The following is a 23542-nucleotide window of genomic DNA, read 5'->3' on the forward strand; positions in this document are numbered from 1 at the left end:
GTAAAAAGTAATAAGGTAAAAAGTAAAAAGTAAAAAATGAATACTTTCAAAGAAAAATATCTCCCGTATGCCATGGAGAGTGAGCGAAAGACGGGAATTTCAGCAATTTTTATACTCGCTCAAGCAGCCTTGGAAACAGGTTGGGGGAAGTATGCTCCTGGCAATATGTTTTTTGGCATAAAGGCCTCTGCTACCACACCTGCTGAGAAGCGGCAACTCTTAAGAACCCAAGAGGTACTGTCGGCAGTGCCTCAGATAGAGGATTTCCCTGAAATTATAAGTGTGAGAAAAGCTGCCAATGGCCAGTACTACTGCCAAGTACGCGATTGGTTCCGCAAGTATAACAGCCCAGAAGAGTCCTTTACCGACCATGCTCGCCTGCTAAGTCAGCACCCTCGCTACCAAAAGGCAATGCGCTACAAGAACGACCCATATCGCTTGGCTGAGGAGATTGCCGCCGCAGGCTATGCCACTGATCCCAAGTATGCCTACAAACTCAAAATAATCATTGACCAACTCTCTTAACCCCTTGTTTATGAGATATATATGTTTTTTTACCTTGCTTCTGCTCTTTGCAGCTTGCAAGACCACACACCCAGATACCCAAAGCACTACACAAGTTCAGCAGCACGATAGCCTTGTCCAATATAGTCAAGAGAGGCGAACCCAAACGCTTTCCCTTGACCAATGGCAAGAGGTGGAATGGGAAATGGACACAGGCAGCATAGCACCCCCTACCGATACGCTCTCGCCCTTTCCCGCTCTTGCTACCTTTACGGAGGTTAAGCAGGGTAAAGCACACAAGGTGGTCATGCGCGCCCCGCATCTCTCTGTAAAAATCAAGCGAGTAACCCAACAGCAAGCCCAAGACCAACAGCAAATCCAGCAGATGCATCAGCAGCAACGCCAAAAGCTACACCAGCACCATTTTCAGCAGCAGGAACAAGAGACTCCCCAACAGCTTTGGTGGAAACTCTTTTGGGTGGTACTTGCAGTAGTGATGGCGACAATAATAGCGAAGCGTGAAAAGTAAAGCCAGCGAATACTTGGGGCTGGATATGTGGATGAAAAAGTGAGTTGTCATTTGTCATTATTTCACTATCTTTGCCCCTATAACCATAAGCATTGGATAATCTTATTCGTTGCTTTGCTATCTTATTGAATATGAAATATTTATTATTATTTGTGCCCTTTTTAGGCTGGTCTCAAGCGGTGGATTTGAGTCTTGACTTGAAGCCTAAACAAGCCTATAGGCTTACGGTAGTTGCGGAGGTATCGTCCAAGCAGCGGGTGGACAACTTGGACGTAGCAGCTAAGGCGGTCAGTACCACACGCCTGAGCTTTACCCCTGGCAAGGAAGACAAGCAGATCTATCCTGTAACCTTGCGCTATGAAGAGGCTACTTTGCAAATGGAAACCCAAGTACAAGGCAAGAACATGCCTTTGGAGAAAATTCCTGAATATACCAACGAGGCCGCTAAGGAACTTTGCAATCAGCCTTTCAAAGGGGAGCTAAGCGTAAAGGGGAAATTTATAAAATTAGACCCTGTAAAACCGCTTATGGAACGTGCTATGAAGCAGTTGGAGAAAAAGCATGCCAAGGAAAACCCCTTGACTCCCTTCGAGCGCCAACAGGTACAAGCACAATTGGAAGCGGCTTTTGCCGAGACTACACTACAGTCCAACCTCTCCAATGTGCTCTCTGTCTTGCCTCGCCAAAGGGTAGCGGTAGGGGAGCAGTGGGAGATTACCTCTTTCCTTTCCAAGGAGATGAATGTAAATGTAAAAACCCAATATACCTTACAGGAGGTAACCCCTGAGCATATCTATATCCGAGGGAAAGCAGTGATGGCTACCAATCACGAGAAGGTAATCCTCCAGCAAGGGCAGTATGTGTTCTTTACCATGAATGGTCAAACCGACATAGAGATATGGCTTGACCCTGCTACCAAATGGATCAAAAAAGCCACTGCCAAGCAAACCCTCTCTGGAGAAACCGAAGTAGAGGGTGATCTCTCTCACCAAAAAGGAAAGGTAATTCCCTTTGAGAGCCAATCAAGTATAGAAGTGAAGAGTGAAAAGTGAGAAAGAGAAATTCACTTTCTTTTAACGCGCTAATCAAGAAAAAAATAATAATTTAGCGTCTTGAAACGATATGTAAGAAAATTACAAAATTATGAGTGTTGATATCAGTCAAATCAATGAAAAAATAAAGCGCGAAAGTGTATTTGTAGAAACCCTTACGGCAGAGATGTCCAAGGTCATCATAGGCCAACGCCATATGGTGGATGCCTTGCTCATTGGTCTCTTAGGTCAGGGGCATATTCTTTTGGAAGGAGTACCAGGGTTGGCTAAAACCCTCTCTATCAATACCCTTGCCAAGGCGGTACATGGTTCTTTCAGCCGTATACAATTCACCCCCGATTTGCTTCCTGCCGATGTGATCGGTACGATGACCTACAATATTAAACAGAACGAATTTGCTATCAAGAAGGGGCCTGTTTTTGCCAATTTTGTCTTGGCCGACGAAATCAACCGTGCACCTGCTAAAGTGCAATCAGCCTTGCTCGAAGCCATGCAGGAGAAGCAAGTAACTATAGGAGATACGACTTTTTCTCTAGACAAGCCTTTCCTTGTGATGGCCACTCAGAATCCTGTGGAGCAGGAAGGTACTTACCCTCTTCCTGAGGCTCAAGTGGATAGGTTTATGCTCAAGGTGGTCATAGACTATCCTAAGCTACAAGAAGAACAGCAGATCATGCACAACAACCTCAAGGGTACACAACCTTCTGTGAATCAGGTGGTGACCTTGGAGCAGATCCTACACGCCCAGCAGGTGGCCTATGAGGTATATATGGACGAGAAGATAGAGAAGTATATCCTTGATATTATCTTCGCTACCCGTTATCCTGAAAAATACCAGTTGGCTGAACTTAGTCCGCTGATACAGTTTGGCGCTTCGCCTCGTGGTAGTATCAGTTTGGCGGTAGCAGCCAAGTGTCATGCTTTCATACACCATCGTGGGTATGTGATTCCAGAGGATGTACGTTCGGTAATCTTTGATGTACTACGTCACCGTATCGGAATTACCTATGAGGCGGAAGCTGAAAACATCACCTCTGTAGAAATTATTAATAAGATAATCAATACAGTGGAAGTTCCTTAGAAAATAAAAAGTAAAAGATAAGAACTAATAAGCTATACCCAAGCGCTATGATCTCTTGGCTATCTGTGTGGAAAGTAAAAGGTGATATTTATAGATATCTGAGTCTAAAATTTTATTTTTTGTATCTTTTTGCGACAAAAATGATTTAAAATTTGTTTTTATCGTTTTTAATTCGTAACTTTGCATTGTATTAGAATTTAAAAAGAGATATAAATTAAATTTTTTAAAATATGTCAAAGATAGCAAACACATTATTAGGACTAGCAGCTGGATCAGCTGTAGGAGTAGGTTTGGGTATTCTTTTTGCCCCAGACAAAGGAAAAAACACACGTAAAAAAATTAAAGATTCTGTAAGCGATAAAGTTGATGAATTGAAAGAACAACTAGAAAGTCTTACCAAGAATTTGCGTCAAAAATCATTGGAGATAAAAGGATCTTTGGAAGAAAAGATAGACAATCTTTTATCAGAATCGAACTATAAATCTGAAGACCTAATTAGTCTATTAGAAGAAAAATTGGCTTCTATTAAAAAAGAGGCTAAAAAATAACTTAACATTAATCATTTTTAAATTTTTTAATCATGAAAAAAATTTTTACTTTAGTTACTTTGATTTGTTTATCAATAGTAGCTTTTTCATCCATTTCTTGTAGCAAGAAAGATGACCCAGCAGACAATGACCTTTTTGTAGGAACATACAAAGGTAAAATATCTTATTTAGCTGATAAAGATAAAAAATCTGCCGATAATGGTTCTGTAACAGTTGTTAAAGCAGGAAATGATTACTATTTCCGTTTTTCAGATGGAATTGAAGACCTAAAAGGAGTTAGCTTCAAAAAAGAAGGAGATAACAATTTAGTAAACGTTGATTTTCAAGATGGTCTAAAAATAATTAGAATAACGGCATCTTCATTGTACATTCTGTATACTACAGATGGAAAGACTTGGACTGCTAACGCAAAAAGGTAATTCTAAGAAAACGTCTACGGAAAAGCCCTGAAATATTTTATTTCGGGGCTTTTCACTTATCAGATGGGAGAATTTTAAAAAATAAAAGAGCAGATACTAAAATATCTGCTCTTCATTGCTTATTATTTCTTTTTAAATATCAAATTTATCAAGAATAGAATAACAATAGCTCCAATAGCTCCTGTCAAGATAGCACCAATCCAACCTTCTCCAAGTGAGATGTTAAACACACTCCCTAAAAGCCAAGACCCGACGCCGCTTCCAAGAATACCCACAATGATATTCCCAATAAGACCTAATCCACTACCTTTGTAGATAGTTCCTCCTAGCCATCCAGCGATGGCTCCAATAATAAGTGTTGCAATAATACCCATAAATTTTTAATATTAAATTAGAGTACAAAGATAGGATTTATTTTTTAGATAAACATTTATTTTTTAATAGACAAAAAACGCAAGCATTATAGGGTTAGTGTTTGTGGGGTATTGGATTGGTTTTATTAGTGTTATAGCAAGGTCTTTGTATATACAGAGATCATCTTTGTCCTCTTTCAGAAAAAATATTGAATACCCTCCCGTTTTCCAAAGTTAATGGATATATAACTAAATAGTCACCTCAACAAATGAAAAGCGGTTATCTGCATCAACTTGCGAAATTGAGTCATTAAGAAGAGAGTCTCTCCACGAGTAGGTATATATTGGTAAGGGGGTCTTGGTCTGCATAGGTGCGTTTTTCTTGTAGGGAGTATAGTTTCTTAGCGCGCGCGATGGCTTTTGCCCGTATAGCTCGTTCGTCCTCTTCCAATCGGTTGTAGAGCAGCTTATAGAAATCCGCTTTCTTTCCTTCCTCTGGATCTATCTGTAGTGTCTCATTCAGGGCAGAGGCATAATCCTCTTGAGGATCTCCATAGTGCAGCCATACCCATAAGTCAAAACTATCATTGCTATAGACAAGCTTATACCCCAGAGCATTTGCTTTTTTGGCAGCAGCTTCTAGATTATTTGCCTCGGAGGGGGCAGCATCACACACACACCAGACTTCATCAAAGTCATAGTGCATTTCCTTGGCTACCTCCTGAGCATAGAGCACCGTTTGCAAAGGAGTGCGCTGCTCACCGCTTAGGCCTACCACCACCAGAGAGGTAAGGGGGAAATGCTTAAAATAGTAGGTTTCTGCCTGCTCTTGGCATACCACTAAAATAGTTTTATGCAGGGTTCTTTTCTCCGTATATTCATAAGTATCCTTCACCAATTCCCATGCGGGGGTAATAGCAGGGGAGACGGTTTGTCGGGTATATCGGGAGGCTTTGATAGCCTTGGTTTGTTTGGAGGTTGTTTTTCTTCTTTTAGCCATGGTTTAATTTTCAAAAAGTTCATTAAAATCACCTACTATAGGAGTAGCTCCATACTTGCCATGCAAGTAATCACGCTCATAGGTATCGCCTTTAACCCCAGCTATTTCAGCCAAGGCATATAAGTGGCTACTACCTTCTTTGTCTTTCTCTACAAAAGAAATCTGGTCGCGCCTTAGCAGGTTGTCCAAAAGTAGTTGGGTATTATTGGTAGTCAAGACAAATTGGCTTTGCTCATTGGCTGAGCTGTTGAATAAGGCTACGAGTTTTTTAGCCAGTAGAGGGTGTAGCAGAGCGTCAAATTGGTCTATGATGAGGATTTTCTTTTCATAGAAAGCATCATATAGATAGGCAGCGTACTCAAAAAGTCGTTGGGTACCTTCGGATTCGAATTCCTCAAAGGCGAAGAGAGAAAGCGGAATTTTGTCTTCATCTACCCCGCCGCGCAATTTCTTAGCCGAAAGTAATACGGAGCGCTTCTTAGGGGCTTCCATATTTTCAGAAGGTTCGTTGTTGAGTTCCAAAAAGCCCAATTTCTCCACTGAAGTATCGCCACGCTTGAGTACCTCCAGCATAAAAGACTTCTTCTGAGGGATACGTAAGGCCTCTCTCGCATAAGCGGCCATAGTAGCATCGCCCAAACCGCTGAGGATCTTGATCTGATTGAAGCCCTCTATGATACTCTTTGAGATTTTGGCAAAAGGAAAGGAGGCCAACATCTTAAGGAAAAGGCTTGTAGGGAATAGAAACTCCTTACTGCCGTCCTCCTGTTGTGCTAACCCCATGTATATGTCACCTTCCTTGAAGAAGTTTTCATTCAGATAGCTTATCCCCTTCTGTTCGCGAATAAAGTAGCAAGTTTCTTTTTTGCCCTTCCTCTCATAGAGCCATTCGGAGAGTATAGCCTTGTCGCTTGCTTGGAAGCCATAGCGATATTTGTTCTCATCTATCCAAAAAATCATTTGGAAGAAGGAAGGCTGTTCCATGGTGTCGGCGCTGAGCCTAAAGCTATTGATGCGCTCCAGTACCTTTTCATCCTTGACCGATTGGGAGATGATTTTCAGAAAGACAGACAAGGCTTTTATCAAGTTGCTCTTTCCGCTGGCATTACCACCATAGAGTACTTTTGATTTTAGAAACGATTCTTTCAGGTGAGCAAAAGTATTTGTGCCCTCTAAAGCCTTATCTTTTTTAGAGGTTAGTTTGGCCTTCGTCAGGCTTAGTGTTTGTATTTCCTTGAAAGAACGGAAGTTACCAAAGCTAAAGTCTTGTATAATCATTTTATCTTAAAAATTGTGGATTTTTCGCAAAGATAGAAAAAAAAAGGAATATAAAAAGATATTTAAGGGACTTTAACGCTATGGTGATTAGTGGTTAGTGGTTGGTATCAATCACTTTTTGTTCTTCACTTTTTGATGAAAGTTGGAGTTTCATCAGGGAGGCATTTAGTTCAAAGCCCAAAAGGAGAATGGTAGCGTTGAGCCATATATATAATAGGAAGATCAGCAGCGCCCCTATGGAACCATAGAGTTGGTTGTATTGAGCAAAGTTTTCTATATAGATTCCAAAACCATAGGTCGTAAGAATAAAAAGCACTAAGGTAAGGAAAGAACCTGCAGAGAAAAAGCGCATACCTTTCTGGGGCGAACCAAAATGGAAGAGAATAGAAACCGAGAGATAAGTGATGAAAATAAAGAATATTTTCTTGACCAAAGGGAAGAAATATGGATTGCCCTCAAAGAACTCAAAGATACGCATTCCCTTGATGTACTCAAAGGCAAGCCAAAAGATTACCGAAAAAAGTATCAGTACCACCAGTAGCATAGCCACCCCCATGGAGATAAAGTATTGCCTTACTACTCCACGGGTATTCACCACGTGATAGGAGTACTCAAAGCCTCCAAAAACGGCATTGATTCCGTTGGTAGTGAGAAAGATAGAAAGTATAAAAACGGTAGAGAGCAAGCCTGCACGCTTCTTGCCTGCGATGTCCATGAAAATATCCTCAAAGAAGCGATGAGTACCAGGGGGGAGTAGGTTGTCCAAGAATACCCAAAAATCCTGTTGGAAGTCATTGATAGGAATATAAGGAATTAGGTTCAAGACCACCAAGAGGAAGGGGAAAATCGCTACAAAGAAGCTGTAGGAAATAGCACTTGCTCTATAGGTAAGCGCCCCCCTTACAATCCCTATGGTATAGAGTTCCAAAAGGTCATATAAGGAAAATTGTTGTCCCTTGCCCAGTGGGATACGCTTTAGCAAAGCCACTAGCTTGTTCAGTAAGGGAACACGGTCAATGAGCTTCTTTGTAGTGGAGTTCATCATATTATAAATGGTTTAGTATAGATACACGAAAGCCCTTACAGAGGAGTGACCCCTGTAAGAGTAGGCTTTTGCAATAGGGATATTTTAGGCAGCTTGTTCTTGTTTTTGCTGTTTTTTAGCTGCACGACTTTCCTTAAAGCGCTCAATAGCAGCCCCAAATACCCAATAAGGTACTACATAGGAAAGCAAGAAAATCATAAGCCAAAATCCCATAGTAGCAATACCTAAAAAGGCCAAAAAGCCTAAATATTCTTGAAAAGTAAAATCTACTTGCATGTTGTTGTTTTTTTCTTGTGCAAAGTTACAATGTTTTTTTGAGATAAAAAAATTAATTTGACAATTTATTAATCCCTAGAAGAGAATCAATGAAGTATTCACTTTACAAAAAAACTCCTTATAAGCGACAACTTATAAGGAGTTCTGGGTGGAGTATGGGGCTCGAACCCACGACCTTCGGAACCACAATCCGACGCTCTAACCAACTGAGCTAAAACCACCATTTATTTCGGGTGCAAAGGTAATACTTTTTTTCTAATTAGAAAAATTTTTTTGATGGAAAAATGTATTTTTCAAATCCTTTTTTATAAGTCATTGTATTTCAGTGATAAAAAAACGAACTGTTAATCACTAACTACTCATCACTAAAAATTGGTCATTTGTCATTATTGTTGTATCTTTGCCCCTTAAAACGTCATAAGATAATGAAAGCAGGAATTGTAGGTCTCCCCAATGTGGGAAAATCAACGCTATTTAATTGTTTGTCAAACGCTAAGGCACAGAGTGCTAACTTTCCTTTTTGTACCATAGAGCCTAACTTAGGGGTGGTCAATGTTCCCGATGCACGCCTTGAAAAGCTCGAAGCGCTCGTTAACCCTGAGCGCGTACAGCCCGCTACAGTAGAAATTGTGGATATAGCAGGACTGGTAAAGGGTGCCAGCAAGGGCGAAGGACTCGGTAACCAATTCTTGGGAAACATACGTGAGTGCCACGCCATTATCCATGTGTTGCGTTGCTTTGACAATGACAACATTGTCCATGTGGATGGCTCTGTGAATCCGATTCGTGATAAGGAAACTATAGATATAGAACTACAGCTCAAGGATTTAGAGACCGTAGAGAAACGCCTCGAAAAGGTAACCCGTGCTGCCAAGGCTGGCGACAAGGTAGCCCAAAAGGAATTGGCGCTCTTGGGTCGCTATAAGGAGGCGCTCCTACAGGGGATTTCAGCACGTGCTGTAGCGCTCAGCGAGGAAGAGGTAGAACTCAGCCAAAGCTATCAGCTACTTACAGCCAAACCTATTCTCTATGTATGCAATGTAGATGAGGCCGCTGCCGCTAATGGGAACAAATATGTGGATCAGGTAAGGGAGGCTGTCAAAGATGAAAACGCCCAAATCATCGTGCTTGCCGTGGCTACCGAGGCGGACATAGCCGAATTGGAAACCTACGAAGAACGCCAGATGTTCTTGCAGGATATGGGACTAAGCGAGCCAGGGGCATCGGTGCTGATTCGTGCCGCTTATAAGCTACTGAATCTACAAACCTATTTTACCGCTGGAGTCAAGGAAGTACGTGCCTGGACAATTCCAGTGGGTGCTACTGCTCCTCAGGCTGCTGGGGTGATACACTCCGATTTTGAACGTGGTTTTATTCGTGCCGAAGTGATTGCCTATGAGGATTTTATCACCTATGGCAGCGAAAGCAAAGTCAAGGAAGCAGGAAAAATGCGTGTAGAAGGAAAAGAATACATTGTTAAAGATGGAGATATTATGCACTTTAGATTTAACGTGTAGCGTAGTGACTAATGACTAACGACTAGTGACTAATCCACACCCTTATTACTAAAACTATTTATCGTTAATCATTTGTCATTAATCATTAATTTTGTACATTTGCCCCGAAATTTTATAAGTAACATCGTGAAAATATCAAAGGAGGCTAAAACAGCCATTATCGTTCTCATAGGTATAGCAAGCTTTATTTTTGGAGTGAGCTTTGTCAAATCATCGTCTCTGTTCAATACGGATAAGGATTATTATGCAGTCTTTTCTCATTCGGCAGGCTTGCAGTCAGGAACCAATGTTACTGCCAATGGGGTAAATATAGGTACCGTAAAGCAGGTAAAGATAGACCCGCAAACCGCTAAGGTTATTGTGACCTTCTCGGTGAAAAAGGACTTTACGTTTTCTAAGAGTACCAAAGCGGAGATCTACACCAGCCTTATAGGAAATACAGGGTTACAGCTCTTACCAGCCTTGGATGGGGCACCACTTGCTCAAGCGGGTGATACCTTGTCCTCACATATCCAAGCCAGCCTTATGGATGCCATAGGGGAGAACTTAGAACCAACGGCTAAGAACCTCAATAAGGTACTGACTTCGGTGGATTCACTGATGCTAGCTTTTTCTAATACACTCAATGCCAAAGCACAACAGGATATCAAAGAGAGCTTGGCCAATCTAAATGTGACCTTGCAGAACATGAACAAGGCATCGGTGAGCCTCAATAACCTTTTGGCTTCCTCTCAGGCACCTTTGCATAAATCATTGGCCAATGTGGAGACTCTCTCAGGCAACTTTGTACAACTCAGCGATTCGCTCTCTAAGCTACAAGTAGGCAAACTTATGACTCAGGTGGAGGGTACGCTCAATCAAGTAAATGACCTGTTACAAAAGATAGAAAAAGGCAATGGTACCGTAAGCAAACTCCTTACCGATCCTAAGCTATACAATAACTTACAGACAGCCACTTCCGAACTCGGTTTGCTTATGGAGGATATACGTCTGAATCCTAAGCGTTATGTACATATCTCTGTTTTTGGTAAGAGAAACCAAGAGTATGAGACCCCTAAAAAAGTAGAAACACCTATCTCTGAAAGGAATTAGTGATTAGTGGTTAGTCGTTAGTGGTTAGGAGCTAACAACTAACCACTAATCACTAACCACTGATTACTAACAACTAAAAACTAACTCCTTGTTTATACTATTAGTCATAGTGGGCATAGCCCTTTTTGTACGCAATATGCGTAGGCTTCGCCGTAATATACGCTTAGGGACAGTGGTAGATACCTCTGACCATAAGCGAGAGCGGCTTTTGCGCATGCTTCGCTTGGCCTTAGGGCAAGGGAAAATGGGCGTACGTCCTGTGGCAGGACTGTTACACCTGTTTGTATATGTGGGCTTTATAGTGATCAATATAGAGGTCTTGGAAATCCTTATAGATGGGATTTTTTCCACTCACCGTGTCTTTGGCTTTATGGGGACTTTCTACAATATCCTCATTGGAACCTTTGAGTGCTTGGCGCTCTTGGTTATAGTGGGTGTGGTTACCTTCTATATACGTAGAAATGTGCTTAAGATTCCACGCTTTCGCAAAAAGGAATTACAAGGCAAGGCCAAGCGTGATGCCAATATCATTCTCTATGCCGAAATGGTGATGATGAGCCTTTTTTTGGTGATGAATGCTTGCGATAGTCTCTTGCAGATCAGAGAAGTAGCCCCTTATGCCAAAGTAGGTGCTTTTCCTATAAGCCAGTGGCTCACCCCACTCTTTTCCTCTTTTTCAACTCCTGTACTCATCGCTATAGAACGTACTGCTTGGTGGGGGCATATTATAGGAATATTTGCCTTTCTCAATTACCTCTATTACTCCAAGCACTTACATATCCTCTTGGCGTTCCCCTATACCTATTATGCGCCAGTAAAGCCCAAAGGAGCTTTGGATAACCTGCCCACAGTGACCAAAGAAGTCCAACTGATGCTCGGCACTATAGAGGATAGTGGGGAACAGGAGGAAGAAACGCCCACTTTCGGAGCTGGAGATGTAATGCACCTGAGTCGAGTGCAACTACTCTCAGCCTATAGCTGTACCGAATGTGGCCGCTGTACCGATGAGTGCCCAGCCAACCAAACGGGCAAACTACTTTCCCCTCGTAAAATCATGATGGATACCCGCCGAAGAGTGCAAGAGGTGGGTGAGAATATACAGAAAAATAAGGGTGTTTTTTCCCCTGACAACAAGCAACTCTTAGGCGATTACATTACCCCAGAAGAATTGTGGGCTTGTACTACCTGTGCTGCCTGTGTGGAGGCATGTCCTATGGAGATCAGTCCCATGTCTATCATTGTGGATATGCGTCGCTATATCGTCATGGAGCAGTCCGCAGCCCCTGCCGCACTTAATAAAATGATGACCCAAATGGAGAATACCTCTTCCCCATGGGGTTATAATCCTTCGGAAAGAGAAAAAATGTGGAAAGAATAGGAAATTTGTTTTTTTATTCGTAACTTTGTCTCTCTATATAACCTTATTAATAACCTATTAATCAGCTATAATATGTATAAAGTAGTACTATTACGTCATGGACAGAGTGAATGGAACAAACTTAACCTATTCACAGGTTGGCAAGATGTAGATCTTACTGAGCAGGGAGTACAAGAGGCACGTGAGGCAGGTCGTGTGCTCAAGGAAGAGGGCTTCCTTTTTGATGTGGCTTATACTTCAGTGCTCAAAAGAGCGATCAAGACGCTTAATAACGCCTTGGAAGTTATGGGCGAACTATGGGTGCCTACCTATAAGAGTTGGCGCCTCAATGAAAAGAGTTATGGGGCTTTGCAAGGTCTTAACAAGGCTGAAACAGCTGCCAAATACGGAGAAGACCAAGTACTCCTTTGGAGACGTTCGTACGATGTACAGCCTCCTCTATTGGAAGAGAGCGATGAGCGTCACCCCTCTCATGATCGTCGTTACAATGCCCTCACCAAGGAAGAAAAGACCGCAGGAGAGAGCCTTAAGGACTGCTACGATCGTATGCTCCCCCTATGGTTCAGCGATATAGCTCCTGCAATAAAGGAGGGCAAAAGCGTGATTATTGCCGCCCATGGTAACAGCTTACGTTCGTTAGTACAGTATTTGGATAGCCTTTCCGAGGAAGAAATCCTAAAGCTCAATATTCCTACAGGAGTGCCTTTGGTATACGAATTGGATGCTGACCTTAAGCCAATCAAGCACTACTACTTAGGCGACCAAGAGGCTATTGCCGCTGCTATTAACAGCGTAGCAAACCAAGGAAAAAGCAAATAAAAGTTTTGAGTTTTGAGTGCTTAGTTTTGAGTTGTAGTAACTCAAAATTAAAAACTCAAAACTCAAAATTCATTATGAAATTCATATTAGGGAAACGAACAGACCGGACGGGTTCTCCTTGGGCAACAGGGGGAAGACCTATATAGTGTCCTTGTTCTAAGGTATATACAGAGATAGATTGCTCTTGAGGATATACAATCCAGTATTCGGGTATGCCTGCCTCCTCATATATCTTGTATTTGTCTTTGAGGTCTTTCTTGGAGTTGTGAGCGGAAAGTACTTCTATCACTAAGTCTGGGGCGCCTATGGCTCCACGATCATCAAGTTTGTTCGGATCACAAATGATACATAAGTCGGGCTGTACTACTGTATATATTTGGTTGTCAGCACTTTCTTTTTGTGGCAGACGAACGTCAAAGGGTGCTAAATAGACCTTGCAATCGCACTTGTCCGTACATTGCTTAAAGAAATTCACCAAACGCCAGTGCAAATCACCAATGACTTCCTGATGCCTACGAGAGGGAGCAGGAGACATAGAGAAGATACGCCCACTGAGCAGCTCCACACGTTCTTTGAGTTGCCACAATAGGTAATCAGCATAGGTATAAATACCATTGGGGTCTAACTGACTGAGATGAGTGATGGTCATTTTTATAAAGGTAAAAAATAAAAGGTAAAAAGTAAAACTATATAGGCAAATGTGAGCAATAGGGAGTTTTTACTTTTTACCTTTTACCTGTTAATTAATAATGTCAAATCCTGTGTATTTGCGTAATACTTCAGGGATGACGATACCTTCAGGGGTTTGATAGTTTTCCAAGATACCCGCCAAGACACGTGGTAAGGCCAGTGAGCTACCATTGAGTGTATGGGCGAGTTGTGGCTTGCCTTCAGCATTGCGGAAACGAAGCTTAAGGCGGTTGGCCTGGAATGTCTCAAAGTTGGACACGGAACTGATTTCCAACCACTTTTCTTGAGCGGTGGAATATACCTCAAAGTCATAAGTAATGGCAGAGGTAAAGCCTAAGTCTCCTCCGCAGAGGCGTAGGATACGATAAGGGAGTTTCAGCTCGTTGAGGATACCCTTTACGTGTTCTACCATTTGGTCAAGTGCCTCATAAGAGCGGTCGGGGTGCTCTATACGGACGATTTCCACTTTGTCAAACTGGTGCAGGCGGTTCAGCCCTCTCACATGAGCGCCATAGCTACCTGCTTCACGACGGAAACAAGGAGTGTAGGCGGTACAGCGGATAGGCAGGTCACTCTCGGCCAAGATTACATCGCGGAAGATGTTCGTTACGGGCACTTCGGCGGTAGGAATTAGGTAAAGGTTATCTATCTGTACATGGTACATCTGTCCTTCCTTATCGGGGAGCTGTCCTGTACCATAGCCAGAATCCTGATTGACCATATGAGGCACTTGGTATTCCAGATAACCCGCCTCGGTATTCTTGTCCAAGAAATAGGAGATGAGCGCTCTTTGCAACTTAGCTCCTTTGTCTTTATAGACAGGGAAGCCTGCTCCTGTGAGTTTTACCCCTAACTCAAAGTCAATGATATTGTATTTCTTAGCCAATTCCCAGTGGGGGAGCGCTCCTTCAAAGAGGTGAGGCACTTCGCCTGCTTGGAATACAGTGAGGTTGTCCTCCGCGGTCTTCCCTTCAGGAACAATTGCATTGGGGATATTAGGAATACGATATAGGATGTCGTTGAGAGAAAGTACGGTTTGTTCAAGTGTAGTGCTGTACTGCTTGATTTGCTCTTTGAGGTCAGCGGTTTGTGCTTTGGCAACTTCAGCCTCTTGTCTCTTGCCTTCCTTCATTAGCGTACCAATCTCTTTGGAGAGTTTGTTGCTTTCAGCAAGGGCATTGTCCAATTTGGTTTGTATAAGGCGACGCTGTTCGTCTAAGGCGATAGCCTCCTCTACGAGTTCTAATTCTTTGAAGTTTCTCTTCTTTAATCCGTTGATTACGAGATCTTTGTTCTCGCGAATGTAGCTGATTTGTAACATAGTAATTGATTTTAAGTAAAAAGTGAAAAGAGAACAGTGAAAAGTGAATAGAGGAGAATCCATTAGTCACTCGTCACTTGTCATTATTTAAGTACTCTACTGGTTTTGGCATAGGCTTTTTGCCAATAGTTTTCTGAAAGGCTTGATACGGTAATGCCTTGGGAGACGGAGGCGTGTATGAATTTGACTTCATCGCCTACTCCTACTACGATACCTACATGGCTGATGCGGTTGCGCTTTCGGTTGGTTTTGAAGAAGAGCAGGTCGCCGACTTCAGCTTGGCTTAATGGAATATCTTTTCCTTGGGTAGACATCTCAATAGAGGAACGGCTCAAGGGGACATTGATAGCGCTGAAAGCAGTACTTACAAATCCTGAGCAATCCATACCACTACGACTGGTACCTGCCCACTTGTAGGGTGTACCTATATAAGAATAGGCCGAGTCAATTAGGGTAACGATACGTTCTTCAGCGCCTAAAGCAGCCATATCAGGCTTGATAAGCAATTCCGCTCTTCGGCTGATGGGCATGGCCGATTCGTCAATAACCTCTCTCTCATAGCGGGAGATATTTCCAAAGTCGGTGGCAGCGATGAGCATATCATTGGCTCCTTCCATATAGGAAGGGTTATCTACCAATTCTCGAGCAGGGCGATTCTGCGCTTGTAGGGAAAGACCTGCTAAAAAAGCAAAAGTAAGAGTAGGAAATATTTTTTTCATAGATCTATTTTTGATAAATATCTTTTACGAAATGAGTGTTGTTTTCTTTGGCATGAGCTATAAGCACACATCAGTAGATGAAAATGAACTACTTGGAAATCATCTAATAGCGCTCCGCAAAGTTACGGAATTAATTGATTAGTTGTATGTTTTTTTTCGTTTTTGTTGATAAAAACATTATTTTGTTTATATCAAATGTTAAACAAGCGCGAAACCTAAGGTGTAACTGGTGAATATTCACTATATTTGCGCCAAAAATATGGTACAGCTCTTCTCCACTAAACTTCTTTCCCCAGCTCAGTTGCAGGCCTTTGTTTGTGCAGGCTTTGCGCTGGAGATGAGCGATTTTATCAAGGTGGTACCTGCCACTGCTTTGACCTGGGTTCCTCAAGCGGATTATTTTTTGCTAACCAGCCAAAATGCCTTGTATGCCTTGCGCTCCATGCCTTGTTATGAGCAACTCCCTCACCGAAAGGCTTTCTGTGTAGGAGAGAAAACCCGAAAGTTACTCGAAGCGGAGGGTTGGGAAGTAGTGGCATCGTTTGACTATGCCAAGCAGTTAGCACCCTATTTGGTCAAGCATTATGCTAAGAGTTCGTTTGTGTTTTTCTGTGGAGAAAAACGAATGGACACCTTACCTACTACTTTGAAAGCAAATCATATACAACTCCAAGAGTGTCTTACTTACCATACACAACCAACTCCAATGAAGCTTACCAAGCGCTATGAGGGGCTGCTTTTCTTTAGTCCTTCTGCTATAGAGAGTTATCTAAGGGAAAATACCCTATCGGGGGAGAAGGCTATATGTATAGGAACGACCACTCAAGCGGCTTTGCCTGAAGCAGTGGAGAGCTATGTAGCTGAACGCCCTACGGTGGAGAGCGTTTTGGCGTGTTGCAAAGAACTATTTAAAAACAGATAAACTTACTAACTCATGATAAAGAATGATCTTTTTCTAAGAATCCTAAAGGGTGAGACTACCGAGCGACCTGCGGTATGGATGATGCGTCAGGCGGGGCGTTACCTGCCTGAGTTTCGTGCCTTAAGAGACAAATATGACTTTTTCACACGCTGCCGTACCCCAGAGCTGGTAGCCGATATTACTACCCAGCCTGTGGATATAGTAGGGGTGGATGCGGCTATACTCTTTAGCGATATCTTGGTCGTACCCCAAGCTATGGGAATAGAAATAGAAATGAAAGAGCAGGTAGGGCCTTTTCTGCCGCACCCAATTCGCTCTGAAGCGGATATAGAGCGGGTAGAAATCCCCGATGTTTCTCATGCACTGGGCTATGTGATGGATGGGATACGCCTAACGAAAGAGCGCTTGGCAGGTAGCGTTCCTCTTATTGGTTTTGCTGGTGCACCATGGACTATCTTTTGTTATGCAGTGGAGGGCAAAGGCTCCAAAAACTTTGATGTAGCCAAGTCCTTTGCCTTTTCTCACCCCGAATGGGCACATAGTTTGCTACAGAAAATCACCGATACTACCATTGCCTACCTCAAAGAAAAGGTAAAGGCAGGGGTAGATGCCTTGCAACTTTTTGACAGCTGGGGAGGTGTGCTTTCTCCTGAGGACTATCGCCTATACTCTTGGCGCTATACCCAACAGATTGTAGAGGCACTCTCTGAGCAGGTGCCAGTGATTGTCTTTGCCAAAGGCTGTTGGTATGCACTGCAAGAGATGAGCCAGAGTAAGGCCGCTGCCTTAGGTATAGACTGGAGTTGTAGCCCTGCTGTGGCACGCCAGCTCACCGGAGGCAAGAAGGTACTCCAAGGAAACCTAGACCCTGCATGGCTGCTTTCTTCTCCTGAACTTATCAAGGAAAAAACTTGGCAAATGATTCGCTCCTTTGGCAAAGAACACTATATAGCCAACTTAGGCCATGGCATACTCCCTCATGTGCCAGTGGCACATGCACAGGCCTTCGTGGAGGCTGTGAAGACCTTTAAGGAGTAATCAGTTCTATAGCCTTGGCGACCCCTGTGGAGGCTTTTTGAGCAATTACAGTAAGGTCGCCCTTGCTATGCAAGGAGGGGTTGGGGTCTATGTAAAAGACAGGGATACCTTCCCTTCGGTAATCCATCAGTCCAGCGGCAGGATACACTTGTAGGGAAGTACCTATGACCATGAGCACATCGGCGGTATAGACTTCTTCTATGGCCTTATCCAGCATGGGAACTTCCTCACCAAACCACACGATATGAGGGCGCAGTTGGGCACCCGTAGGGCTTTTGTCGCCTATATGAATATCTCCTGTACAGGGATAGGTTGTGTAAGGATCATCTACCCCACGGCTTTTGAGCAGTTCGCCGTGTAGGTGTATGATGTGTTGGCTACCTGCACGCTCATGCAGGTCATCTACATTCTGAGTGATAACCACTACATGGAAGCGCTTTTCTAAGTGAGCCAAGAGGCGATGTGCCTCGTTGGGTTCCACTTCCTTGAGCTGACGGCGGCGCTGGTTATAGAAATCCAACACCAACTCAGGATTAGCAGCGAAGCCCTCAGGGGTGGCTACTTCATTGACATCGTAGCCTTCCCAGAGGCCTCCTGCATCACGGAAGGTGCTAATGCCACTTTCGGCACTGATACCCGCACCGGTGAGTACAACTAATTTCTTCATAATTTATAAGGGGTCTAATGTACAAATTTTCTAAAATAGCCACATTCGGCTATGACCTCTTGGTAATACTTTGTATGGGCATATCGGCGGAGTTCTTCGAAAGCATCCCATCGGTAGTGCAATCCTGTATCTAAGGACTCTCTGGTGTATTCTTCTTTGCAGAAAAAGTTCCTGTTATAATACTCATTGCGTTCTACTTTGGCTAGCAGATAGGTGATTTTTGCCCTTTGCTCATCATTGGAGGCGTGTTTTTTGGCTAAGAGATAATACTTTTTAGCTTGTTTCATATTCAGTAAGACGTCCCAATGCTCTGCACTGACACGATAGCCATACTCGTCTATGATAGGATTGAGATAGAAGAAGCGCACACTGCCAAAATAAGAGGCATTGTAGAACGCATTTCCTACCAAAAGAGCATTGCTATAGGGGTCATCTCCTTTAGCTATTTTATCTTCCATCTCTTTTACCTTTTCAAGGAAAGATAGTTTGGTGTATTTCACCTTTTTAGGTAGAGCATGTTCGCAGTCGGCACAATCTCTTATCTTGCCATTGAAAGGATTGGCAGGGAGGATTGCTTTTTCCTGTGGTGTTTTCTTCATAAGAGCAATAGCCTCAGTGATTTGATCCTCATAGAAGGCATAGATAGCCTTACTTTCGTAGATATCATTGAGTGTATACTGATATTTCTTAGCCCAAAAAGTCTCCCAAGGGGTCTTGTCTTTCTTTTGCAAAAACTGTTCCATAGCGGCTGTTTGCGCCTCTTTTCTGTAATATCCCTTAACAGAATAAGTTAGTTCGGCCATAATAGGATTATTCTCTGCCTTATAGAGCATAGATATATATTTTCCTATAAATACAAGGGCATAGCCACTTCGCAAAGCCTCTTGTCCTTCAGGGGCTTTGTAGTCCCAAAGCCAAGGCAAGTCCTTGAGGAGTTTTTGCTCGGCCTGTGGAGTGATACGCTCTAGGGCAGCAACCTCATTGAGCAGGCCAATAAGGCGTACTTGTGCCTTTTTGGCAGGATTGTCAGCCATTTTTTCTGCCTTGGAGAGAAAAGTACGAGCCTCGTTGAACTCGTTTCGGAAGCTACTAACATAGCCCGCGGCTACCTGCCATAGATAAGGGTTGGCTACTTTTTTGTCTTTGGCGGTGGTCAGGATCCAATCGGTAGGGTAGTCTTGGGTGGCTACCGCTTGGGTATGCTGGTGGTAAGCCTTGTAGGAGCTGATAGGCTCTCCATAAGAACCATAGATATTTACCTTGGCTTCTAAGCGATTGACATAACGAGAGAGCAGAAAATCCACATAAGGAGATTGGCTATCCAAAGCAAGGATTTTTTCTATAGCGTCTTTCTCGCTATTGTAATAGCCGTCCATTGCCCATAGAGCGCATTGCTCTTGGGTGGAAAGGCCAGCGGAGAGCTTATGAAGTTGTTCAGCGGAGAGCGGGCGATACTCGTAAGTAACCGTCTGCCGCAAAGAGGGTACTCTGTTGAATATCTGAGCTAGCAAGGGGGTACTCTTGGCATAGTTCTTCTGAGCGATATAGGCGCCTGCTACATAGTGCATACCGCGATAGTAGAGGTCAGTACGTGGTTGGGTGGTCTCTGTTTGCATGAAATAGTCAATTACCGAGGCACGCTCTGCTGAATAGAACTTCAGACGCATGAGCTGATACCACATTCTATGGGCGAAGAACTCATCTTTGTCCTTGAGGGCATCTTGGTACAGGGTCTCTGCCTTGCTGATTTCCGCCTGTTGGGTATAGGCAACCTTGCGGCTATCATAGTCCCAGCGGTTATAAGATACATTGGTAATAGCCTCATTGTCTCTGGCTATAGCAAGTAGGGAGAAGAAGCGCTGCACTTTCTTATCGGACGGAGCAGATTGGTGTATCTCCTTTAGTGCCTCTTTGTCATAGAGGTAGTACTTGATTTTTTCTTTAGTGAGCGCTTTGCCCAAGTACTCTGACCAGCTTTGGATATCGGTCTGGGAGAAATCCCTTGACTGCTCATCTATATAGTTGTTTCCATAGAAAAGGTAGTCGCTATCATAGAAAAGTGGGGTATAGGATTTTTGAGACACGGTAACCTCTGGTGAGAATGCCGAATTGTAATCATAGCCCATGAACCCATCAATACAGGCATAGAGGTAGGTGCCATAGGCAGCAGCGATGAGCAGACATAGCTTAGCGCAGTTTTTTAAAAAAGTCTTTTTCATAGGTGTCAATATTTGTGTTTAGGTCGTATAAAATAATCTCTTCGGGGGCGGACTTTAGGTGCTTAGTAAGGTCGGCCTTCATGGTCAAAAGGTCAGTCTGGCTGATCTCTTCTATCTTGATAATATCGCCTTTTTGCCAACGTTGTCCCTTGTAGGCAATAGGTTCAGTAACCAAGTAACAATCGCTGTTGCCCATACGACTGAGTTGGCTCAGTGTATCAGCCTCCGCAAAGGTAAGTCCTCCGACAAGGTCGGTTACCTCCCCAGCTATGGAGTGCACACCCCAACTGAATATAGGCAAGGCTACCTTCAGCGGTAGGGGATAGGAGCGCAGAGCGGGCAGGTACTTCTGGGCGGTGGCGCGGTCATAGATAGAGTTGGCCCCTGTGGCGGTAATCTTGCCCATGTTATAGTACATCAGCACCCCATAATCCACAGGAGGAATCCCCGTACGGTCGTGGTACTTGACCTGATGCAGACGGATGGTAGCCGAAAGCTGATAAGAATTTTGTGCTCTGAAATACTTGATAAAATCAAAATAATGTGTTTTGCTTTTGAGCGACCAATCACAATCCAATTGTACCTGCTTGACCGTCAGGTTGTAGGAGTGATTGATTTGCTCTATATACCCACTGAGCTTTTCTGCCAGTTGCTCCGCAGCTACTTTATCGCTTAGGAAAACCTCATTCTTAATATAGATGACAGGAATAACCTCCTTGCCCTTAAGTGCTGCTGCGTCCAACTCTACAGGAGCATCGGGGACAGCCTCCCCCTCCAGCAAAATGATATCACAATAGCGGATATAGAGCTTTTGGACATCATACTCCGAGAGAAATTCTTGCTGAGGAGCACTTAAGGAAAAGCGTGTTTTCCAGTAATAGGCACTCAGCTGAGCAGGGGCAGGCTGCTTATGACATGCCAAAGAAAGGAACACTAATGAGTATAATAGTACCTTTTTCATAAAGCCATCATTTCTTTTAAAAAGGGATATATACTTTGTGCTAAACAATGTACTTCCGTAGTATAGCGAATGGGTTGTCCCTTATCATCTCTCTCAAAATGTTTCAGACTATTATCTATAGCTGTTTTGATATGTATAGGAGCCTTGCGTGCATCAAAACCTCCTTTTATTTTGTGATTTAAAAATTCCTTAAAGGTTGTATAAGTTTTTACCTCTTCATCTTTTGGTTTATCTTCTATAAAATGGTAATATAGCCAAACTTCAAAAGAAGGATTACTTTGGCTTACTTCCCATATATTTTCGTCTGTTTTCCTTTGCATACAGAAGGTCTTTAACTGGCTTATTTTTTCATTCTCATTCCAGCGGTCAGTATCAATAACAAACCATACCTCATCATGATAGTCAGGGCTTAAAACAATTTCCTGAAAATAATCTATGGCTTGATTTCTAAGCTTCACAGGGTCGGATTTGCCTTCCTCATTTCCGATAGGGATAATATCAATATTAGACGAAATACCAGAGAAGTAGTTGAAATAGCTAACTTCTCTATCACCCTCACAAAAGATATACACCTTTTTAGCTTCGCGACTAGGGGCTTTTCGTTGGTATAGTTTATTTCTAGTCAGATATGCTTTCATCAGTATGCCAGTTAAGTTCTTTTAGGTTTGATAAAAAAGGTATGCCCCCATAACGCCCATTGAGGTAGCCGTCTTCAATATTAGCGGTATTACTGATATTGAAATCACTTAATGAGTACATATGGGTAGCTCCCCCCTTGTCCTTTTGGGTGAACCAGATCTCGTCGGTACGCAATATTTCTTGGTCTAATAGGCATGATTCGTGGGTAGTAAAAATGAGTTGTCCTTGGGCTGAGGTATCTGATGATATTTTTCTAATAAGTTCTTTGATCATCATAGGGTGAATGCTGCGTTCTATTTCATCTACTACAAAAACTACCTCTGCATTGATAACACCATTTATCAGGGGCGTATATTCTAATAGTCGCTTTGTACCATCTGATTCCCAACCAAAGGGGAAGAAAACTTTATGTCCTTCTTTGTCTAAGTGTTCCGTAAAGATTCTTTTTGCAAAAATCTTATCATTCTCTTCCATTACAAAAGTAATTTCCTCTCCTGTATCTGGATTCGTATTGGTAAAGAGCTGTTCCTGGTCATTCTTTATATTGTCTTTTAGATAATTCATCTCATTGCCTTGACCTACGATCTCTCTTTTTTGAATGTCTATCTTTTGGATACCTGTGCCAAGTGTTGGAATAAAAGCATTGGCAAACATGGTCGTACTATCATCAGTATCAAACTTATGGGCTATTCCTCTAATCTTAAAATTAGAATTAAGTACAATGAGCACATCAGAAAACCATTCGAAAACATTGTCAATATCAGCATACTCATTCGGGTATTTTTGAGTGAGAAAAGTAAGTAGTAACTCGTCTTTGCTCAATAATTTATCACTGAGCAATTCCAAAAACATACGTTCTTTTTCATTTTTTACTTGACTCTCTATAAAAGGAATTTCTTGTCTTTCGTTAGTTAAACTACGTTCAAAAACGATACGATCTTCCTTGTCCTTAAAAGTTTCTACAAGTGTTTCATTAAGTATTTTCTTTTGGTCAAAGGTAAGTGTATAGTAATACATTTTACTATTTGAGAGCAGCTCTATAGCTAATGAGATAGGTTTTGTAAGGGCTTCCTTACTTAGCTTGAACTTATAATCACTTACCTCATCTATGATTTTTCCTTTTTTTACTATATTCTGTAACAAACCAATAGCTCTTACGAAGTTAGATTTACCCGAAGCATTAGCTCCATAGATAGCACTTAAGCGCAGAAAATCTACCCCATTACAATGTTTTTTATGGTGTGGCAAGTGTTCTGAATCATTGGTAAGGAGGTTGAATTCCGTTTCTTCTTCAAATGAATATAGGTTTTTTACTTGAAATCGTATAAGCATATTCTTGCTGTTTGTTCTCTGTTAAGGCTTTAGCTCCAATGGAACAAAGATAGTAAAAAAAATGAATAAAATCTATCAAATAACCATCAAATAAAAACATGTTGATTATCAATGTTTTATTTTTTAGAAAGCTGATTCTATCA

The 23542-nt window shown here is 42.5% G+C and carries 25 protein-coding genes and 1 tRNA gene; 12 read left to right on the plus strand and 14 right to left on the minus strand.

The features are described 5' to 3' along the window. The first annotated feature begins 36 nt into the window (after nucleotides 1-36). The 6 genes from HMPREF9331_RS05970 (at nucleotide 37) to HMPREF9331_RS05995 (ending at nucleotide 4133) form a co-directional block, all read left to right on the plus strand. The gene (locus tag HMPREF9331_RS05970; RefSeq protein WP_016420111.1) at nucleotides 37-525 is read left to right on the plus strand and encodes a glycoside hydrolase family 73 protein; all 489 of its coding nucleotides are present in this window, start codon (nucleotides 37-39) and stop codon (nucleotides 523-525) included. A gap of 10 nt (nucleotides 526-535) precedes the next feature. After that, nucleotides 536-1033, plus strand: a complete 498-nt coding sequence (locus HMPREF9331_RS05975; protein ID WP_016420112.1) for a hypothetical protein — start codon at nucleotides 536-538, stop codon at nucleotides 1031-1033. A 131-nt stretch (nucleotides 1034-1164) separates the two neighbouring features. Continuing rightward, entirely contained in the window at nucleotides 1165-2085 is a 921-nt protein-coding gene (locus HMPREF9331_RS05980; protein ID WP_234945858.1) for a DUF6263 family protein, read from the plus strand. Nucleotides 2086-2176: 91 nt separating this feature from the next. Next, nucleotides 2177-3166, plus strand: a complete 990-nt coding sequence (locus HMPREF9331_RS05985) for an AAA family ATPase (protein WP_016420114.1) — start codon at nucleotides 2177-2179, stop codon at nucleotides 3164-3166. A gap of 230 nt (nucleotides 3167-3396) precedes the next feature. Continuing rightward, on the plus strand, nucleotides 3397-3714 hold the full coding sequence (locus HMPREF9331_RS05990; RefSeq protein WP_009640522.1) for a YtxH domain-containing protein: 318 nt from the start codon (nucleotides 3397-3399) through the stop codon (nucleotides 3712-3714). A gap of 32 nt (nucleotides 3715-3746) precedes the next feature. Further along, nucleotides 3747-4133, plus strand: a complete 387-nt coding sequence (locus HMPREF9331_RS05995; RefSeq protein ID WP_016420116.1) for a hypothetical protein — start codon at nucleotides 3747-3749, stop codon at nucleotides 4131-4133. A gap of 122 nt (nucleotides 4134-4255) precedes the next feature. On the opposite strand, the gene HMPREF9331_RS06000 is transcribed toward HMPREF9331_RS05995, so the two are convergent. The 6 genes from HMPREF9331_RS06000 to HMPREF9331_RS06025 all read right to left on the minus strand — a co-directional run bounded on the left by HMPREF9331_RS06000 (nucleotide 4256) and on the right by HMPREF9331_RS06025 (nucleotide 8307). Next, the gene (locus HMPREF9331_RS06000; RefSeq protein WP_009640582.1) at nucleotides 4256-4507 is read right to left on the minus strand and encodes a GlsB/YeaQ/YmgE family stress response membrane protein; all 252 of its coding nucleotides are present in this window, start codon (nucleotides 4505-4507) and stop codon (nucleotides 4256-4258) included. Nucleotides 4508-4796: 289 nt separating this feature from the next. Then, the gene (locus HMPREF9331_RS06005; RefSeq protein WP_016420117.1) at nucleotides 4797-5486 is read right to left on the minus strand and encodes an RloB family protein; all 690 of its coding nucleotides are present in this window, start codon (nucleotides 5484-5486) and stop codon (nucleotides 4797-4799) included. Nucleotides 5487-5489: 3 nt separating this feature from the next. Further along, entirely contained in the window at nucleotides 5490-6764 is a 1275-nt protein-coding gene (locus HMPREF9331_RS06010; RefSeq protein WP_016420118.1) for an AAA family ATPase, read from the minus strand. Between the two features lie 94 nt (nucleotides 6765-6858). After that, nucleotides 6859-7809, minus strand: a complete 951-nt coding sequence (locus HMPREF9331_RS06015) for a YihY/virulence factor BrkB family protein (RefSeq protein WP_016420119.1) — start codon at nucleotides 7807-7809, stop codon at nucleotides 6859-6861. 84 nt (nucleotides 7810-7893) lie between these two features. Further along, nucleotides 7894-8085: a hypothetical protein gene (locus tag HMPREF9331_RS06020; RefSeq protein ID WP_009640574.1), complete on the minus strand. Its 192-nt coding sequence runs from the start codon at nucleotides 8083-8085 to the stop codon at nucleotides 7894-7896. A gap of 146 nt (nucleotides 8086-8231) precedes the next feature. Beyond that, nucleotides 8232-8307: transfer RNA gene (locus HMPREF9331_RS06025), tRNA-His, on the minus strand. 203 nt (nucleotides 8308-8510) lie between these two features. Between HMPREF9331_RS06025 and ychF the strand changes: the two genes are divergently transcribed. From ychF to gpmA, 4 genes are all read left to right on the plus strand, one after another. Continuing rightward, nucleotides 8511-9602 (plus strand): redox-regulated ATPase YchF, encoded by a 1092-nt coding sequence (gene ychF, locus HMPREF9331_RS06030; RefSeq protein ID WP_009640855.1) that lies wholly within the window; start codon nucleotides 8511-8513, stop codon nucleotides 9600-9602. Nucleotides 9603-9728: 126 nt separating this feature from the next. Beyond that, nucleotides 9729-10694, plus strand: coding sequence for an MlaD family protein (locus HMPREF9331_RS06035; RefSeq protein WP_040357138.1), 966 nt, complete (start codon nucleotides 9729-9731; stop codon nucleotides 10692-10694). 88 nt (nucleotides 10695-10782) lie between these two features. Next, the gene (locus HMPREF9331_RS06040; RefSeq protein WP_016420121.1) at nucleotides 10783-12072 is read left to right on the plus strand and encodes a 4Fe-4S dicluster domain-containing protein; all 1290 of its coding nucleotides are present in this window, start codon (nucleotides 10783-10785) and stop codon (nucleotides 12070-12072) included. 72 nt (nucleotides 12073-12144) lie between these two features. Continuing rightward, entirely contained in the window at nucleotides 12145-12891 is a 747-nt protein-coding gene (gene gpmA / locus HMPREF9331_RS06045; protein ID WP_009640793.1) for a 2,3-diphosphoglycerate-dependent phosphoglycerate mutase, read from the plus strand. 55 nt (nucleotides 12892-12946) lie between these two features. Here the strand turns inward: gpmA and HMPREF9331_RS06050 are convergent, their stop codons facing one another. The 3 genes from HMPREF9331_RS06050 to HMPREF9331_RS06060 form a co-directional block, all read right to left on the minus strand. After that, nucleotides 12947-13540, minus strand: coding sequence for a Uma2 family endonuclease (locus tag HMPREF9331_RS06050; protein ID WP_016420122.1), 594 nt, complete (start codon nucleotides 13538-13540; stop codon nucleotides 12947-12949). A gap of 90 nt (nucleotides 13541-13630) precedes the next feature. Further along, on the minus strand, nucleotides 13631-14902 hold the full coding sequence (serS, locus tag HMPREF9331_RS06055; protein ID WP_016420123.1) for a serine--tRNA ligase: 1272 nt from the start codon (nucleotides 14900-14902) through the stop codon (nucleotides 13631-13633). A gap of 83 nt (nucleotides 14903-14985) precedes the next feature. Further along, a complete protein-coding gene (locus HMPREF9331_RS06060; protein ID WP_009640854.1) occupies nucleotides 14986-15621 on the minus strand; it encodes a C40 family peptidase in 636 nt (211 codons plus the stop codon). A gap of 259 nt (nucleotides 15622-15880) precedes the next feature. Between HMPREF9331_RS06060 and HMPREF9331_RS06065 the strand changes: the two genes are divergently transcribed. Together HMPREF9331_RS06065 and hemE are read left to right on the plus strand one after the other, a co-directional pair. After that, complete coding sequence (locus tag HMPREF9331_RS06065; RefSeq protein ID WP_016420124.1) at nucleotides 15881-16543, plus strand: uroporphyrinogen-III synthase; 663 nt, start codon at nucleotides 15881-15883, stop codon at nucleotides 16541-16543. A 12-nt stretch (nucleotides 16544-16555) separates the two neighbouring features. After that, nucleotides 16556-17581, plus strand: a complete 1026-nt coding sequence (gene hemE / locus HMPREF9331_RS06070) for a uroporphyrinogen decarboxylase (RefSeq protein ID WP_016420125.1) — start codon at nucleotides 16556-16558, stop codon at nucleotides 17579-17581. On the opposite strand, the gene HMPREF9331_RS06075 is transcribed toward hemE, so the two are convergent. From HMPREF9331_RS06075 to HMPREF9331_RS06095, 5 genes are read right to left on the minus strand one after another with little or no spacing between them, the layout of a single operon-like run. After that, nucleotides 17571-18248 carry an SIR2 family NAD-dependent protein deacylase gene (locus HMPREF9331_RS06075; RefSeq protein ID WP_016420126.1) on the minus strand — a complete coding sequence of 226 codons (678 nt, stop codon included), beginning with the start codon at nucleotides 18246-18248 and terminating at the stop codon, nucleotides 17571-17573. The two genes, hemE and HMPREF9331_RS06075, sit on opposite strands and share 11 nt — an antisense overlap. A gap of 14 nt (nucleotides 18249-18262) precedes the next feature. Then, nucleotides 18263-20467, minus strand: coding sequence for a hypothetical protein (locus tag HMPREF9331_RS06080; RefSeq protein ID WP_016420127.1), 2205 nt, complete (start codon nucleotides 20465-20467; stop codon nucleotides 18263-18265). Further along, nucleotides 20436-21428 carry a hypothetical protein gene (locus tag HMPREF9331_RS06085; protein ID WP_016420128.1) on the minus strand — a complete coding sequence of 331 codons (993 nt, stop codon included), beginning with the start codon at nucleotides 21426-21428 and terminating at the stop codon, nucleotides 20436-20438. The genes HMPREF9331_RS06080 and HMPREF9331_RS06085 overlap by 32 nt, the downstream gene beginning before the upstream one ends. After that, complete coding sequence (locus HMPREF9331_RS06090; protein WP_016420129.1) at nucleotides 21425-22066, minus strand: RloB family protein; 642 nt, start codon at nucleotides 22064-22066, stop codon at nucleotides 21425-21427. Before HMPREF9331_RS06090 ends, HMPREF9331_RS06085 begins: the two co-directional genes overlap by 4 nt. Continuing rightward, entirely contained in the window at nucleotides 22047-23399 is a 1353-nt protein-coding gene (locus HMPREF9331_RS06095; RefSeq protein ID WP_016420130.1) for an AAA family ATPase, read from the minus strand. The genes HMPREF9331_RS06090 and HMPREF9331_RS06095 overlap by 20 nt, the downstream gene beginning before the upstream one ends. Nucleotides 23400-23542: the final 143 nt, after the last annotated feature.

This window comes from Capnocytophaga granulosa ATCC 51502 (genome assembly GCF_000411115.1).
GTDB lineage: Bacteria > Bacteroidota > Bacteroidia > Flavobacteriales > Flavobacteriaceae > Capnocytophaga > Capnocytophaga granulosa.